Annotated in this window: 16 protein-coding genes; 8 read left to right on the plus strand and 8 right to left on the minus strand. The window is 46.5% G+C overall.

Features of this window, described 5'->3' with window-relative positions; translation table 11 throughout:
* Positions 1-75 precede the first annotated feature (75 nt).
* Positions 76-558, plus strand: a complete 483-nt coding sequence (locus BUR42_RS28025; RefSeq protein ID WP_074242834.1) for a hypothetical protein — start codon at positions 76-78, stop codon at positions 556-558.
* A gap of 293 nt (positions 559-851) precedes the next feature.
* Here BUR42_RS28025 and BUR42_RS28030 read toward each other — a convergent pair whose 3' ends face one another.
* The 3 genes from BUR42_RS28030 to icd all read right to left on the minus strand — a co-directional run bounded on the left by BUR42_RS28030 (position 852) and on the right by icd (position 4,690).
* Positions 852-1,982 carry a TlpA disulfide reductase family protein gene (locus BUR42_RS28030; RefSeq protein WP_074242835.1) on the minus strand — a complete coding sequence of 377 codons (1,131 nt, stop codon included), beginning with the start codon at positions 1,980-1,982 and terminating at the stop codon, positions 852-854.
* An 86-nt stretch (positions 1,983-2,068) separates the two neighbouring features.
* Positions 2,069-3,301: an NADP-dependent isocitrate dehydrogenase gene (locus BUR42_RS28035; RefSeq protein ID WP_074242836.1), complete on the minus strand. Its 1,233-nt coding sequence runs from the start codon at positions 3,299-3,301 to the stop codon at positions 2,069-2,071.
* A 72-nt stretch (positions 3,302-3,373) separates the two neighbouring features.
* Complete coding sequence (gene icd, locus BUR42_RS28040) at positions 3,374-4,690, minus strand: NADP-dependent isocitrate dehydrogenase (protein WP_262488017.1); 1,317 nt, start codon at positions 4,688-4,690, stop codon at positions 3,374-3,376.
* A gap of 60 nt (positions 4,691-4,750) precedes the next feature.
* Here icd and BUR42_RS28045 point away from each other — a divergent pair, with 60 nt between their 5' ends.
* From BUR42_RS28045 to BUR42_RS28065, 5 genes are all read left to right on the plus strand, one after another.
* The gene (locus BUR42_RS28045; RefSeq protein ID WP_074242838.1) at positions 4,751-5,413 is read left to right on the plus strand and encodes an FAD-binding oxidoreductase; all 663 of its coding nucleotides are present in this window, start codon (positions 4,751-4,753) and stop codon (positions 5,411-5,413) included.
* Positions 5,414-5,533: 120 nt separating this feature from the next.
* Positions 5,534-6,247, plus strand: a complete 714-nt coding sequence (locus BUR42_RS28050) for a LiaF transmembrane domain-containing protein (protein WP_074242839.1) — start codon at positions 5,534-5,536, stop codon at positions 6,245-6,247.
* A gap of 78 nt (positions 6,248-6,325) precedes the next feature.
* Entirely contained in the window at positions 6,326-6,679 is a 354-nt protein-coding gene (locus BUR42_RS28055) for a DUF4288 domain-containing protein (protein WP_074242840.1), read from the plus strand.
* 4 nt (positions 6,680-6,683) lie between these two features.
* Positions 6,684-7,751, plus strand: a complete 1,068-nt coding sequence (locus tag BUR42_RS28060; protein WP_084185869.1) for a sensor histidine kinase — start codon at positions 6,684-6,686, stop codon at positions 7,749-7,751.
* The gene (locus BUR42_RS28065; RefSeq protein ID WP_074242841.1) at positions 7,726-8,457 is read left to right on the plus strand and encodes a LytR/AlgR family response regulator transcription factor; all 732 of its coding nucleotides are present in this window, start codon (positions 7,726-7,728) and stop codon (positions 8,455-8,457) included. The genes BUR42_RS28060 and BUR42_RS28065 overlap by 26 nt, the downstream gene beginning before the upstream one ends.
* A 27-nt stretch (positions 8,458-8,484) precedes the next feature.
* Here BUR42_RS28065 and BUR42_RS28070 read toward each other — a convergent pair whose 3' ends face one another.
* Genes BUR42_RS28070 through BUR42_RS28080 form a run of 3 tightly spaced genes read right to left on the minus strand, consistent with a single transcriptional unit; the run spans position 8,485 to position 11,439 of the window.
* The gene (locus tag BUR42_RS28070; RefSeq protein ID WP_074242842.1) at positions 8,485-8,880 is read right to left on the minus strand and encodes a thioesterase family protein; all 396 of its coding nucleotides are present in this window, start codon (positions 8,878-8,880) and stop codon (positions 8,485-8,487) included.
* 9 nt (positions 8,881-8,889) lie between these two features.
* On the minus strand, positions 8,890-10,770 hold the full coding sequence (locus tag BUR42_RS28075) for an Nramp family divalent metal transporter (protein WP_074242843.1): 1,881 nt from the start codon (positions 10,768-10,770) through the stop codon (positions 8,890-8,892).
* Positions 10,771-10,779: 9 nt separating this feature from the next.
* The gene (locus BUR42_RS28080) at positions 10,780-11,439 is read right to left on the minus strand and encodes a metal-dependent transcriptional regulator (protein WP_074242844.1); all 660 of its coding nucleotides are present in this window, start codon (positions 11,437-11,439) and stop codon (positions 10,780-10,782) included.
* Positions 11,440-11,546: 107 nt separating this feature from the next.
* Here BUR42_RS28080 and BUR42_RS28085 point away from each other — a divergent pair, with 107 nt between their 5' ends.
* Both BUR42_RS28085 and BUR42_RS30065 read left to right on the plus strand, forming a co-directional pair.
* Positions 11,547-12,473 (plus strand): hypothetical protein, encoded by a 927-nt coding sequence (locus BUR42_RS28085; RefSeq protein WP_143197619.1) that lies wholly within the window; start codon positions 11,547-11,549, stop codon positions 12,471-12,473.
* Between the two features lie 5 nt (positions 12,474-12,478).
* Entirely contained in the window at positions 12,479-12,868 is a 390-nt protein-coding gene (locus BUR42_RS30065; protein WP_074242846.1) for a VOC family protein, read from the plus strand.
* On the opposite strand, the gene aat is transcribed toward BUR42_RS30065, so the two are convergent.
* Together aat and BUR42_RS28100 are read right to left on the minus strand one after the other, a co-directional pair.
* Positions 12,863-13,507: a leucyl/phenylalanyl-tRNA--protein transferase gene (aat, locus tag BUR42_RS28095; protein ID WP_074242847.1), complete on the minus strand. Its 645-nt coding sequence runs from the start codon at positions 13,505-13,507 to the stop codon at positions 12,863-12,865. The genes BUR42_RS30065 and aat overlap by 6 nt on opposite strands.
* The gene (locus BUR42_RS28100; protein WP_234979819.1) at positions 13,508-13,804 is read right to left on the minus strand and encodes an ATP-dependent Clp protease adaptor ClpS; all 297 of its coding nucleotides are present in this window, start codon (positions 13,802-13,804) and stop codon (positions 13,508-13,510) included.
* Positions 13,805-13,869: the final 65 nt, after the last annotated feature.

Here is a 13,869-nt window from a genome sequence, read left to right on the forward strand (position 1 = left end):
CCTATATTTGATATTCGCTTGACATAGGCTTAAGATAGGTATTGCTATATGCCATCTTTGTCTTATCTTAGCAGTATGGCAGTATCTGAACATAACGTCATTATCCGCGGGGCAAGCGGCATGTTCGCGGACCAGATCGTCTTCCGCCAGCGGAATGGCAAAACCGTGATGTGCAAGCCCCCCTGCAAGTACCCTCCCAAAACCGCCAAACAGCTGGCCAACCAGGAGCGCTTCAAAAGGGCCAACGATTTCGCTAAAGCTGCCATCAAAGACCCCGAAAAGAAAGCCTACTACCAATCCATTGCCAAACCCACGCAAACAGCCTTCAACGCCGCCTTCCAGGACGCTTACAACAAACCGGAAGTAACCGTCACCATAAAAGATCAAACCGTAATCGTTAAAACAAAAGGAAAACACCGCGTAGAAAAAGTAACCATAGGAACTGCGAAAGCAATACAAAAGAACACCCACTGGGAATCCCCCCTGAAAGAAAAAACCTTCACCGTACAGGTACATGACGTTGCCGGCAATATCTGTACCATCGTCATGAAAACATAATAAGTAAGATTTTATTTTAGTCAGTCTTAGCTTAATATCCAGTCACCAACGCGTTGTGTAAGGCTATTATTGATATGAAAGAAAAGACCTGAACCCCACCCCAAAGCCCACCAGCGGAAATAAGCATAAAAAAAATTCGTCCGAAAACTGTTCCCTATTGCCTCTTATAACCACTGGGCTAGTTTTTTCGGTCGAATTTTTTTTATGCTTATTGGGAGCGGCGGAATAATTAAGAGTTCAAAAAAAAAGAGCACCCTCTCAGGCACTCTTTCTTCAAAAAAAATAAACCAATATTATTTGATCACCTCAGCCAGTTTATCCTCCAGCTTCTTACCACGAAGGTTCTTGGCAATGATCTTCCCGTTAGGGTCCAGCAGGAAGTTCTGAGGAATAGAATTCACCGCATATTGCTGCGCCACTGCATTCTTCCAGAAAGCCAGATCAGATACCTGCGTCCAGGTCAGGTTATCATCTGCGATCGCTTTTACCCATTTATCGTGCGCACCTTCCTGATCAAGTGAAACACCCAGCACTGTAAAGTTCTTGTCTTTATAAGCATTATACGCTTTCACTACAGAAGGGTTCTCTGCACGGCAAGGACCACACCAGGAAGCCCAGAAATCGATCAACACATATTTACCTCTGAAAGAAGCCAGGGAAACCGGTTTGCCTTCTGGATCGTTCTGTGTAAAACCAGGTGCGATAGCCCCAATAGCCACAGCCTTCACCCGCTCCAGCCGTTCTGCATACTTCACACCCGCCTCACTTTTTTGCACATTCGCAGCCAAAGTATTAAAGAGCGGTTTTATTTCCTCATAATCAGGGAAAGAACCAGCATATTCCTGTAAAGCCTCCAGGCCAAGAACAGACCTAGGTTTGGAAGCAATGAACTTCTTCAGCACTTCTTTGCGGTCTTTGACGATAGCATCGTTAGTAGCCATCACGCCTGCATAGAACACAGAATCTTTGCGTTCAGCTTCTGATTTGCTCATCCAAAGCTCCATCAGATCGGCGTTGCGTTTCTCCAATGGCTTCAGCAAAACATCCAGGTCATTACTTTCCTGGTTGGCAATACCGCCTTTCACTTTAGCGAATTTGATAGAATCCGCGCTCTCAACAGAGATCGTACCATTTTCCAGGTATACTTTAACCCTTTCTGTACCGTTCACAAAGCGGGAAGCAGTAGGGCCATAATATAAGGATACCGTAGCCCTGGTAGGTTCTTTCACCGTGCCTGCGAACTCAAAGGAACCATTTGTGAGCGTAGCGGAATCCGTTACCTGTTTACCATCTGCCGCATAACGGAGATAAGCCTTGATAGGGGTGTTGAGTTGCCCAACCTTGCCTTTAATGGTATAATTAGTTTGTGCGCCGGCCAAAGCGGGTAACAACAGTAGGCCGGGGAGGATAGATGATAGTCTCATTTTAATGTTTGTTGGTTTGATTTACTCCCGTAAAATAAAAAAAGTCCCGCAATTCCTGCGGGACTTTGTGATTATCGGTCAAAGCCTTATTTGTTCAGCTTCACTTTCAGTGCTTTATCCAGTTCCTCCAGGAATTCCTCTGTGTAGAGGTAATGTTTGCCATGTTCCACTTTGTTACCATGGATACATACTGCGAGGTCCTTCGTCATTTTACCGCTTTCTACCACTTCGATGCAAACCTGTTCGAGAGACTGGCAGAAGTTGATCAGGTCCTGGTTGTTATCCAGCTTACCACGGAATTCCAGGCCGCGTGTCCATGCAAAGATGGAAGCGATGGGATTGGTAGAAGTTGGTTTGCCAGCCTGGTGATCACGATAGTGGCGGGTTACAGTACCATGTGCTGCTTCTGCTTCCATGGTTTTACCATCAGGCGTCACCAGGGTAGAGGTCATCAGGCCCAGGGAACCAAAACCTTGTGCTACGGTGTCAGACTGTACGTCACCATCATAGTTCTTACAAGCCCAAACGAAGTTACCATGCCATTTCAGTGCGCTGGCTACCATGTCATCTATCAGGCGGTGCTCGTAAGTAAGACCGGCTTTATCGAATTCAGCTTTGAACTCTTGCTGGTAAGTTTCTTCGAAGATATCTTTAAAACGACCATCATATTTCTTCAGGATGGTGTTCTTGGTACTCAGGTACAAAGGCCATTTTTTGATGAGGGCCTGGTTGAAACATGCACGTGCAAAACCACGGATAGATTCATCGGTGTTGTACATAGCGAGTGCAACGCCATCACCTTTGAACTGGTATACTTCATGTTCTATCACTTCACCGTTCTCGCCTTCAAATTTGATGGTGAGTTTACCTTTACCTTTCACTACGAAATCGGTTGCACGATACTGATCACCAAAAGCGTGACGGCCGATACAGATAGGAGCGGTCCAGTTAGGCACTAAACGTGGAACGTTCTTCATCACGATAGGCTCACGGAATACAGTACCATCCAGGATGTTACGGATGGTTCCGTTGGGTGATTTCCACATTTGTTTCAGCTTGAACTCCTTTACGCGTTCTTCGTCCGGCGTAATGGTAGCGCATTTGATACCAACGTTATATTGTTTGATAGCATTGGCCGCATCGATCGTAACCTGGTCATTTGTCTGGTCACGGTATTCCATGCCAAGGTCATAATATTTTATATCTAACTCCAGGTAGGGGAGGATCAGTTTGTCTTTAATGAACTTCCAGATGATCCGCGTCATTTCGTCGCCATCCAGCTCAACCACAGGGTTTGCTACTTTGATTTTTTGAGACATTGATTAATAATTTTTTAAATGTGTGTCGATAGTAAACACGAAATATACAAATAGCCTGAATAATATGCAAACTTAGAGCTGTTTGATGATCTCATCCGCAAACTCGCTGCATTTTACCAGGGTGGCATCATCCATCAGTTTGTAGAAATCGATCGTTACTCTTTTACGCATGATAGCAGTGCTGAGGCCATGTACAATGATCTCTGCGGCTTCCTTCCAGCCCATGTATTCCAGCATCATTACGCCGGAAAGGATCACGGAAGAGGGGTTCATGGTATCTGTGTTGGCAAAGCGGGGAGCTGTACCGTGTGTTGCTTCAAATACGGCATGGCCGGTAGCATAGTTGATGTTACCACCTGGTGCGATACCAATACCACCTACTGCGGCGGCGAGGGCATCAGAGATATAGTCACCGTTGAGGTTGAGGGTAGCGATCACGGAGAAGTCCTGTGGTGCCAGCAGGATCTGCTGCAGGAAGTTATCTGCGATCACATCGTTAATGATGATCTTGTTATGTGCCTGCGCTACTTTGATCTCGCGGTTGGCTTCTTCTTCACCTTTTTCTGCTTTGGTTTTCTCCCATTGCTCCCAGGTATATACTTTATCGCCAAATTCGCGGGTGGCCAGTTCATAACCCCAGTTCTTGAAGCCACCTTCCGTGAACTTCATGATATTTCCTTTGTGTACAATGGTCACAGAAGGTTTTTTATGTTCAACAGCATAGGTGATAGCTGCGCGTACCAGCCTTTCCGTACCTTCTTTGGATACCGGTTTGATACCAAAAGAAGAGGTTTCGGGGAAGCGGATCTGTTTAACGCCCAGCTCTTCCTGTAAGAACTTCAGGAGTTTATCAGCGTTTGGCGTACCGTACATATATTCAATACCGGCGTAGATATCCTCTGTGTTTTCACGGAAGATCACCATATCTACCTTCTCAGGATGTTTAACGGGGGAAGGCACTTTATTGAACCAGCGTACAGGACGAACGCAGGCGTAGAGGTCAAGCTCCTGGCGCATGGCCACGTTCAGGGAACGGATACCGCCACCAACAGGCGTACTCAGGGGGCCTTTAATAGATACGAGGTACTCTTTCAAGGCATCCAGCGTAGTTTTAGGGAGCCATTCGCCGGTTTCCTGGAAAGCCTTTTCGCCAGCCAGTACTTCTTTCCATTCAATCTTACGGCTGCTGCCATAAGCCTTTTCGATAGCCGCATCAAACACCCGCACACTGGCACGCCAGATATCCGGCCCGATGCCATCACCAATAATGAACGGAATAATAGGATGGGCAGGGACCTTGATCTGCCCGTTAATCATCTGAATTTTTTCTGCCGGCATATTCTGAGTTATTGTTTTATTAATTGACCGCAAAGGTAACACATTTGTCATACGGATAGGGTATCCCAATTGTGATAATTACCTTAAATTAGATGAACAATTGGGTGAGTTATGACAGAACATATTGTTGCAATATTGGATATAACCCCTGTAACCCATAATGTTAAGAGATTCAGGATAGAAAAGCCCGCTGGCTACAAGTTTGTGCCGGGGCAAGCTACAGATGTGTCCATTAACAAACCCGGCTGGGAAGCAGAGCTTCGCCCTTTTACTTTCACGGCCCTTAACCACTGGGATTTCCTGGAATTCACCATCAAGATCTATAACGACCATCCCGGCGTTACTAACCAGCTCGGGCAGCTCAAGGTGGGAGACAGTCTCCGGATCCACGATGTATGGGGAGCCATCCATTACCAGGGGGAAGGTGTTTTTATTGCCGGAGGAGCCGGCGTCACCCCCTTTATTGCCATTTTCCGGGACCTGGAAAAGGAAGGTAAAGTGGGTAATAATAAACTGATCTTTTCCAACAAAACCCGCCAGGACATTATCCTGGAAGCCGAATTCCAACGTATCCTGGGCCCTAATTTCATCAATACCCTCACTGATGAAGCCATTCCCGGTTATGATCATCACCGGGTAGACGAAGTGTACCTGCGGGCCAAGGTGAAGGATTTTAACCAGAATTTCTATATCTGTGGCCCCGATCCCATGGTGGCTGCTATCCAATCCACCCTCAAAAAATTAGGCGGTAAATCCATCGTCGTGGAATTGTGATCATTTTCACCGGCAATTTCCCCGGTTTTACCGGCAATACCCCCATTCCTGCCTAAGCAGTATTGATACAGATACAGCCCCGGAGTAGATTTGTATCATAAAATTCAAAAACACAAAATAATGAGCAGACTTAATCGTCAACAAGATAATAGCGGTAATGGCCTTTGGGCCGGCGTGATAGTTCTTTGTATCGGTTTATTCTATTTCCTGGACCGTCTGGACCTTCACCTTCCGCACTGGGTATTCAGCTGGCCCATGTTACTGATCGTGATCGGTTTCGTCATGGCGGCAAGGCGTAAATTCCAGGGACCGTCGGGGATCATCCTGATGCTGGTAGGTACAGTGTTCCTGGTAGATGACATTGTTCCTTTTGCATGGGACCTGCGCCGTTTTATGTGGCCGATCATTATGATCATTATTGGTGTATACCTGATCGGTAAAGCCTCCACCCGTAAACAGCAATATGATGAATACGTTGTGCGGGGTGGCAGTACCAGCGATGATTTCCTGCAGGCCACCACTATTTTCAGCGGCTCCAATAAAGTGGTGCTGTCCAAAGATTTCAAGGGAGGTAATATCACCACTGTTTTCGGCGGCACAGAACTGAACTTTATGCAGGCAGACATTAACGGAGAAGCCGTATTGGATATCACCACATTATTTGGCGGTGTAGAGATCATGGTTCCTGCCAGCTGGGATGTAAAATTAGACGTGAACACCATATTTGGTGGGATTGAAGATAAACGCTTAATAGGAGTGATGCCCACACCAGGCAAAGTTCTGATCATCAAAGGTTCCTGCACATTCGGCGGGGTAGACCTGAAAAGCTATTGATCCTTTCCTTCCGCCATCCTTTGATCTATTTGTTTTTTAGCCCCTCCATCCTTATCATCACCTGTAAACCATAATAACATGTATTGGTTTGTTGCAAAGATCGTTTACCAGATAATATGCGGAAAAGGAGAACACCTCCCGCAATTCGACGAGCAGTTGCGCCTGATCAGTGCCATCAATAAACAAGAGGCCTGGAAAAAAGCACTGCAGATCGGAGAACAGGAACAGTATGCATTTAAGAATCAAAGGGAAGAGCTGGTAGAATGGCGCTTTATCAATGTGCCTGAACTCTACACGCTGGACGATCTGAAAGACGGAATGGAACTGTATTCCCGTGTGGAAGAACCTGAAAATGCCAGCAGCTATGTGGCCCTGTTGCAAATGAAAGCAGCGCAGTTACAATCCCAGAAGTCTTTTGAACTAAACGTATAGAACTGTGGCTACACACCTGTTAAAAGAACAACCTTACCGTTGGACGTTCATCATTGGTTTCGTTGTTTTCCTCAACCTGCACCGCATTATTTTATTCAACTGGCTGCACCTGAGGATAACCATTGCCGTAACGGAAAGTCTTGTTCACAACGTGCTGCTTTTTTTAGCCGTGGCGGCCATCACGCAAATGCAGGCATATTACCGGCCGGTTAACAGGAGATATGTGAATGTGGCCATCCTTACCACGGTAGTAAGCCTGATCTGGCTGGCAGCTGTGTATTGCCTGCTGAAAGCTTTCTTTGGAGATGAAGCAGTATATGCACAATGGTTATCAGACACACTGCCTATCCGTTTTGCATTAGGCTGGATGCTGATCACCGGCACAGGTTTCATCAGCTTCTTCATGTACGAAATGGAAGAAACAAGGCAGGCCCTCGCCAGGAAAGAAGCTGCAGAGAAATTATCTAAAGAGGCAGAGCTTTATAAACTGCGGCAGCAATTGCAGCCGCACTTCCTGTTTAACAGCCTGAACTCTATCAATGCCCTCGTATCCATCCGCCCTGAAGAAGCACGGCAGATGATCCAGAAACTGAGCGATTTCCTGCGTGGTACGCTCAAAAAAGAAGATCAGCTCTGGATACCACTAAAAGAAGAACTCGTGTACCTGGAATTATACCTGGACATTGAAAAGGTTCGCTTCCGCCACCGTTTAACCACCACCGTTAATATTGCGGAAGATATTTCAAACATGCAGATCCCGCCGATGCTGCTGCAACCCATAGTGGAAAATGCCATTAAATTCGGGTTGTATGATACAACAGAGGCGATCAATATAGCGATCGAAGCCTGGAGAGAAAATGATGTGCTCATCGTATCTGTTTCCAACCCATTCGATCCATCCTTACAACAGCAACCTTACCAGGGAACAGGTTTTGGCCTGAACTCTATCAACAGGAGATTGTATTTATTATTTGCGCGGCAGGACCTGTTGGAAACTAAGATCAACGACCATACATTTACCACCATCATTAAAGTACCACAACTCCATGATAAAAACAGTTCTGATAGATGACGAGCCGCTGGCCAGGGAACTGGTGAAAGAATTCCTGCAGGCACACCCGCAGATAGAAGTAGTAGCGGAATGTAACGATGGCTTTGAAGGACTGAAAGCCATCCAGCAGCATCAGCCTGACCTGATCTTCCTGGACATCCAGATGCCGAAGATCAATGGATTTGAAATGCTGGAACTCGTGGATAAAATCCCCTGTGTGATCTTCACCACCGCTTTTGAAGAATATGCCATCCGTGCGTTTGAAGTGAATGCTATTGATTACCTGCTCAAACCCTTCTCCCGCGACCGGTTTGATAAAGCCCTGCAGAAGATGCTGGAGCGGCGTACAGAAGTAACGGCTGCCATACTGGAAAGCACCTCACAGGAAATGCCCATGCAGCATAACAGGGTAGTGGTAAAGATCAATGGAAAGATCAAGATCATCCCGGTGCAGGATATTCATTATCTCGAAGCAGCAGATGATTATGTGAAGATCGTTACACAGGAAGGGTCTTTCCTGAAGAATAAAACAATGGCTTTCTTTGAGAAGATGTTGGATCCGCAGCAGTTTATCAGGGTACATCGTTCTTTCATCCTGAACGTGAGCCAGATCACACGTATTGATCCTTATGAGAAAGAAACCTATCTCGCTATTCTGAGAGATGGTAGTAAGATATTAGTGAGCAAAACAGGATATCCGAAACTGAAGGAAGTGTTGGGGCTATAGGCGCTGACACTTCTTAGCAGCCTGTTGCTAGTGCTGCAACTTACTAAACACCGCTTCCAGTTTCTCTTTTTTTAGAATTTTCTGCCCGTTTTCCCCTGTGGCAATAACTCTATCCCCCACCTTTATTTCCAGCGCACAAATGATCTCATGCCCGTTTAATGCTTTTACGGTTGCCGTGAAGTCCACAGTGCTGCCTTCCAAAGCAGGAGATACATGCTGCAAGCTAAGCATCGTTCCGATCCCTTCTTCGTCTGCCTCTTTCATGTCCAGCACAAACAACCGGCAACACCATTCCGCATCACGCGCCAGCGCGAATGTAGCATATACCGGATGCACCAGCCCGCTGTCAAATGCGGCACAATCTTCTTTCCGCACCACACGCCGGAAAGTTTTAACATCCCCTGGTTGAAATAATGTTTGCATGAAATGTTTTTATTGTACCACCAATACGGGAATATGCACATAGTGCCGTACGTTATTCACCGTTTCCCCATAGATCCAGTCCTTAATACCCGTATGCCCATGCCCACCCAGGACCAGCAGGTCTGCCTTTTCCTGTTTCACGATCCGCACAATTTCTTTTGCACGGTGGCGGTATCCTAATATTCCTTTTGCGGTAATGTTCTTGCTTTTCAGCAGCTCAAGGTAAGTATCCAGTTGCTCCTGGTCTTTCCGTGTTTCAAAGTCATCCGCATCTTTCCCGAAATACCTTGCGGAAGCACTTTCCACAATATGGATCAGTACATATTCCGTATCCTGTTGACCCTGGGCCAGTGCATTGGCAATGATCTTTTCATCGAACTGTGAAAAGTCCAGCGCCAGGGCAATCCTTTTGTATTTTGGTGCTTCCAGGCTACCCAATGTAACCTGCGTAGGATGCATGCGGGCAGAGCCTTTCTGACGGTAGCGGCTGAGGAAAGGATAGATAATGGTGATCACCAGCAATGCCACAAATACCACCCCGATGAATATGATCAGGGCATCTACCCATCCATTTTGGTTTTCACTGATAAAGGTACTGGCTTCGGAATATACCATACGTATATTAAGATACACCAAAATGCTGGCAATCAGCCATGCAAGCACTTTTACATGCCACCTGATAGCAAACTGCCCCATCGTTTGTTTATCACTTACAAAGTGGATCAATGGAATAACGGCAAAGCCTAGTTGTAAACTCAGCAATACCTGGCTGAACACCAGCAGTTGCCCGATCTTTTCTTCTCCGGAAACCCATATCACAATCAGGGCCGGCACAATAGCCACCAGCCTTGTGATCAATCTCCGCAACCAGGGATTGATCCGCAAACGCAGGTATCCTTCCATAACGATCTGCCCTGCGAGGGTACCTGTAACAGTAGAGCTTTGCCCTGCCGCAATCAAAGCCACCGCAAAAAGGATAGGTGCTAACTTGCCGCCCAGCAAAGGTTCCAGCATGCGATGCGCTTCATGCAGATCTGCAATTTCCGTATGCCCTGCTTTAAAGAATACCGTGGCCGCCAGTATGAGGATGGCCGCATTTACAAAGAAGGCCAGGTTCAAAGCAATGGTGGTATCCCAGAAATTTATCCTGATGGCTTGTTTAATACCTGCATCTGTTTTTTTGATCTTGCGTGTTTGCACCAATGCAGAATGCAGGTATAAATTATGCGGCATTACCGTAGCGCCAATGATGCCGATGGCAATATATAAAGCTGTTTCATCCGGGAGGGAAGGAACAAAACCTGTTACCACTTCCGATACATCCGGTTTGGCGAGTAATAACTGTATGAGGAAGGAAGTACCCACAATGGCCACCAGCGCAATGATAAATGCTTCCATCTTGCGGATGCCATAACGTTGTAACAGTAATAAAAGGAAAGTATCCAGCACCGTTAGCGTAACACCCCACATCAGGGGCATCCCTGTTAAGAGTTGTATCCCGATGGCCATACCCAGTACTTCTGCCAGGTCAGTAGCCGCAATTGCTATTTCAGCCAGGATGTACAATACAAAGTTCACCGGTGCGGGATACGTTTCCCGGTTAGCCTGTGCAAGGTCCCTTCCGCGAACAATGCCCAGCCGGGCACTGAGGCTTTGCAGCAGCAGGGCCATCATATTACTCATCAATAGTACCCAGAGGAGCGTATAGCCGAATTTACTACCACCCGCGAGGTCTGTAGCCCAGTTTCCCGGGTCCATGTATCCCACACTCACTAAATAAGCGGGGCCAAAGAATGCTAATATCCTGCGCCATTTGCTGGTGCTTTTGCCGGTTGTATCTATGCTTTGATGTACTTCGCTGAGAGATGCCGCGTGGTCCTGCAGTTTCATAAGGTTTTCTTACAATGATTTTACCATGATTGTTTTCGACACCTGCTCGCTGATGGTAAAGGCAGATTGATTTTTGATCTTGATCTCTACAGAGTTGTCAAAATCGTAGCGTTCAATGATTTCAATCTGTGTACCCAGCCTGATGCCCTTGGCATTCAGGAATTCCAGCAAAGAGGAGGATTGATCAGACACGCCGGCCACCTCCAGCCTTTTGGCCGTAGCTTTGTCCAGCGAAATGAGCTGTTTTGATCTGCTCATTTTGCCCTGTGCATCCGGAATGGGATCACCATGCGGGTCTGTAGTAGGGTTCCCCAGGAATTCACTAAGCCGGTTCACGAGTTTTTCACTCTTCACATGTTCCAGTTCTTCCGCGATCTCATGTACCTCATTCCAGCTGAAAGCCAGTTTGTCTACCAGGAAACATTCCCACAACCGGTGGCGGCGAACGATCTGCAAAGCATACCTGCGGCCTTCCGCTGTAAGCGTAATACCCTGGTATTTTTCATAGTCTATCAGTTTTTTCTCCTTCAGCTTTTTGGCCATGTCCGTCACCGAAGCCGGTTTGGTATCCAGGTCATAAGCGATGGCATTGGTACTCACCACTGCAGTACCATCCTGTAGCTTGAAAATAGCTTTGATGTAGTTTTCCTCCGCGTTCGTCAAATTCATGGTATCTAAAATATAATTTAGGCAAATCTAAATAATAATTTTCAAATTAGGAAGTTATGGGAGATATATGGAATTATATTTACCTTTTCGCTCAATTACAGCATGATATGAGCAGAATCCTACTCCTGACACTGATGTTTGGCCTGTTGATGGCCTGTACGAATACTTCCAAACCAGCCAATGATGAAGATCGTGTGCTCACTTTTAAGGATTTCCGGGAATTTTTCCCTGAAACGGCTTTAGCTTACCGGCTCAATGCAGATTCTTTGAAACACCGCATTCCGGACACATTTGCCCTCAAGGCAAAAGTGGTAAAGCAATTCCTGCCGGATACCCTGGCCAAGGGTACTTTTACGGCAGCAGAGAAACCTAAATTCTTTCCCCGTGCTTATATCAAAAAAGGAGACCAGCAATTCTTTATAGTAGAAGGAGCTACCAAGGCGGGGAATGTTGCCTGGCTGCTGATCTATGATAAAGAAGGAAAATTCCTGCAACGCCACCTGGCAGCAAAAAATACCGCCGCAAACAATACCCGCATGGGATTTGTAATGGATGCCAAAAATGATCTGAGGGTGACCACGGAAACCCAAAAAGCTCCCGGCCAGATCTCCACCCGCGATGACGTATATGCTATTAATCCGGATGGCAGCCTGGCATTGATCATGACCAATTCCAATGAACCTGCTGCTACAGGTTTATACAATCCCATAGATACCCTGCCCCGTAAACACAAGTTCTCCGCTAATTACGCTTCCGGTGAACAGAACCTTGTATCCATCCGTGATGGGGAAACTGCGAAAGAGTTTTTGTTCTTTATACATTTTTCGCGTGACAATGGCCAGTGCGTAGGAGAGTTAGATGGTGTGGGCCGTTTCACTACAGCCACTACCGGCCAGTTCAGAGATAAACACACTTCCTGCATCGTGGATTTTAAGTTCAGCGGCGGAAAGGTGAGTATCAGGGAAACAGGTTGTGGTGCGTATCGTGGGATCAAATGTTTCTTTGAAGGTACTTTTATCAAAAAGAAAAAATAACACACATGAAACGTGTAACCGGTATCGGCGGCGTCTTCTTTAAATGCGAAGATCCCGCAAAAATGAAGGAATGGTATGGTAAACATTTAGGTTTACCTGTTACCGAATGGGGCGCCAGTTTTAGATGGAGAACGGTGGAAGATCCGGAAAAGGTGGGCCGCACGGAATGGAGTACTATGAAGAACGACACGGATTATCTGCAGCCCAGCGATAAACCTTTTATGATCAATTACCGGGTAGATAACCTGGTGGCACTACTGGAACGATTGAAAGCAGAAGGCGTACAGATAGCAGGAGAGATGCAGGAATTTGAGTATGGTAAATTTGCCTGGATCATGGACCCTGAAGGGCATAAGATAGAATTGTGGGAACCACCTGCGGAGGAGCCGCTATAAGTTCCGCTGCACAATATCTGTAAAGGTGACCCTGCTGATAAAGCGGGCACCCAGCGAAGCTAAGTGATGTGTATGTACCTGGCAGTCCACCAAGGCCAGCTCATTTTCGTTTTGGCGGATAAAAGTGATGAAAGCAGCTTTGGAAGCATTGCTCACTTTTGCGAACATACTCTCCCCAAAGAAGCAACGCCCCATTTTTACACCATATAAACCACCCACCAGTTCTTCATTTTGCCAGCACTCCACAGACAGGGCATAACCTGCCTTATGTAAGCGCAGATAGGCTGCCATCATATCTTTGGTGATCCAGCTTCCATCCTGCCCCTCTCTTTCAATACTGCTGCAATTGCTGATCACCCCTGCAAAGTTTTCATTGACGGAAATACGGAAAGGTGATTTCTTCAACAGCTGTTTCATACTGTTGGATACTTTCAATTCAGCAGGGAATAATACAAAACGGGGATCGGGAGACCACCAGAGGATGGGTTTATGGTTAAACCAGGGAAAGATGCCGGAACGGTAGGCCAGTAACAGCCTTTCCATACTGAGATCTCCGCCGATGGCCAGCAGGCCGTCTGCTTCCGCCTTATGGAGGGGAGGAAAGATCAGTTCATTATCAGGTATCTGGAAAAGGGGCATTTATGAAGCTACAGTTTCTTCGAGGGTGGCGCTGATACCCCTCTCGAGCAGTGCTTCGAGCATGGGCTTCAGGTCTGTGTATTCACCTTCTTTCACGGCATATTTACCATTATGATGAATAATGAGCGCACATTGTTCCGCCTGCTGCTCCGTATGTCCGCAAACTTCCATTAACGACTGTATCACCCAGTCGAAAGTATTTACGTCATCATTCCAAACTACCAGGCTGAATGGATATTGTTCTTCTGTTTCTACCAGCACTTCCGTTTTTTCCTGAACGGAGGTCCTCGTACCCATATAACTCATATTCTGCAGATGTTTCCACAAAGTTACATTTTTTTGGCAATGACCATGGTTTTGGC

The sequence above is a fragment of the Chitinophaga niabensis genome (genome assembly GCF_900129465.1).
Lineage (GTDB): Bacteria > Bacteroidota > Bacteroidia > Chitinophagales > Chitinophagaceae > Chitinophaga > Chitinophaga niabensis.

Bases quoted from the DNA above. Each gene is read 5' to 3' on its own strand.
- BUR42_RS28025 (WP_074242834.1), top strand. From the start codon at position 76: ATGGCAGTATCTGAACATAACGTCATTATCCGCGGGGCAAGCGGCATG.
- BUR42_RS28030 (WP_074242835.1), bottom strand. From the start codon at position 1,982: ATGAGACTATCATCTATCCTCCCCGGCCTACTGTTGTTACCCGCTTTG.
- BUR42_RS28035 (WP_074242836.1), bottom strand. From the start codon at position 3,301: ATGTCTCAAAAAATCAAAGTAGCAAACCCTGTGGTTGAGCTGGATGGC.
- icd (WP_262488017.1), bottom strand. From the start codon at position 4,690: ATGACAAATGTGTTACCTTTGCGGTCAATTAATAAAACAATAACTCAG.
- BUR42_RS28045 (WP_074242838.1), top strand. From the start codon at position 4,751: ATGACAGAACATATTGTTGCAATATTGGATATAACCCCTGTAACCCAT.
- BUR42_RS28050 (WP_074242839.1), top strand. From the start codon at position 5,534: ATGAGCAGACTTAATCGTCAACAAGATAATAGCGGTAATGGCCTTTGG.
- BUR42_RS28055 (WP_074242840.1), top strand. From the start codon at position 6,326: ATGTATTGGTTTGTTGCAAAGATCGTTTACCAGATAATATGCGGAAAA.
- BUR42_RS28065 (WP_074242841.1), top strand. From the start codon at position 7,726: ATGATAAAAACAGTTCTGATAGATGACGAGCCGCTGGCCAGGGAACTG.
- BUR42_RS28070 (WP_074242842.1), bottom strand. From the start codon at position 8,880: ATGCAAACATTATTTCAACCAGGGGATGTTAAAACTTTCCGGCGTGTG.
- BUR42_RS28075 (WP_074242843.1), bottom strand. From the start codon at position 10,770: ATGAAACTGCAGGACCACGCGGCATCTCTCAGCGAAGTACATCAAAGC.
- BUR42_RS28080 (WP_074242844.1), bottom strand. From the start codon at position 11,439: ATGAATTTGACGAACGCGGAGGAAAACTACATCAAAGCTATTTTCAAG.
- BUR42_RS28085 (WP_143197619.1), top strand. From the start codon at position 11,547: ATGAGCAGAATCCTACTCCTGACACTGATGTTTGGCCTGTTGATGGCC.
- BUR42_RS30065 (WP_074242846.1), top strand. From the start codon at position 12,479: ATGAAACGTGTAACCGGTATCGGCGGCGTCTTCTTTAAATGCGAAGAT.
- aat (WP_074242847.1), bottom strand. From the start codon at position 13,507: ATGCCCCTTTTCCAGATACCTGATAATGAACTGATCTTTCCTCCCCTC.
- BUR42_RS28100 (WP_234979819.1), bottom strand. From the start codon at position 13,804: ATGGGTACGAGGACCTCCGTTCAGGAAAAAACGGAAGTGCTGGTAGAA.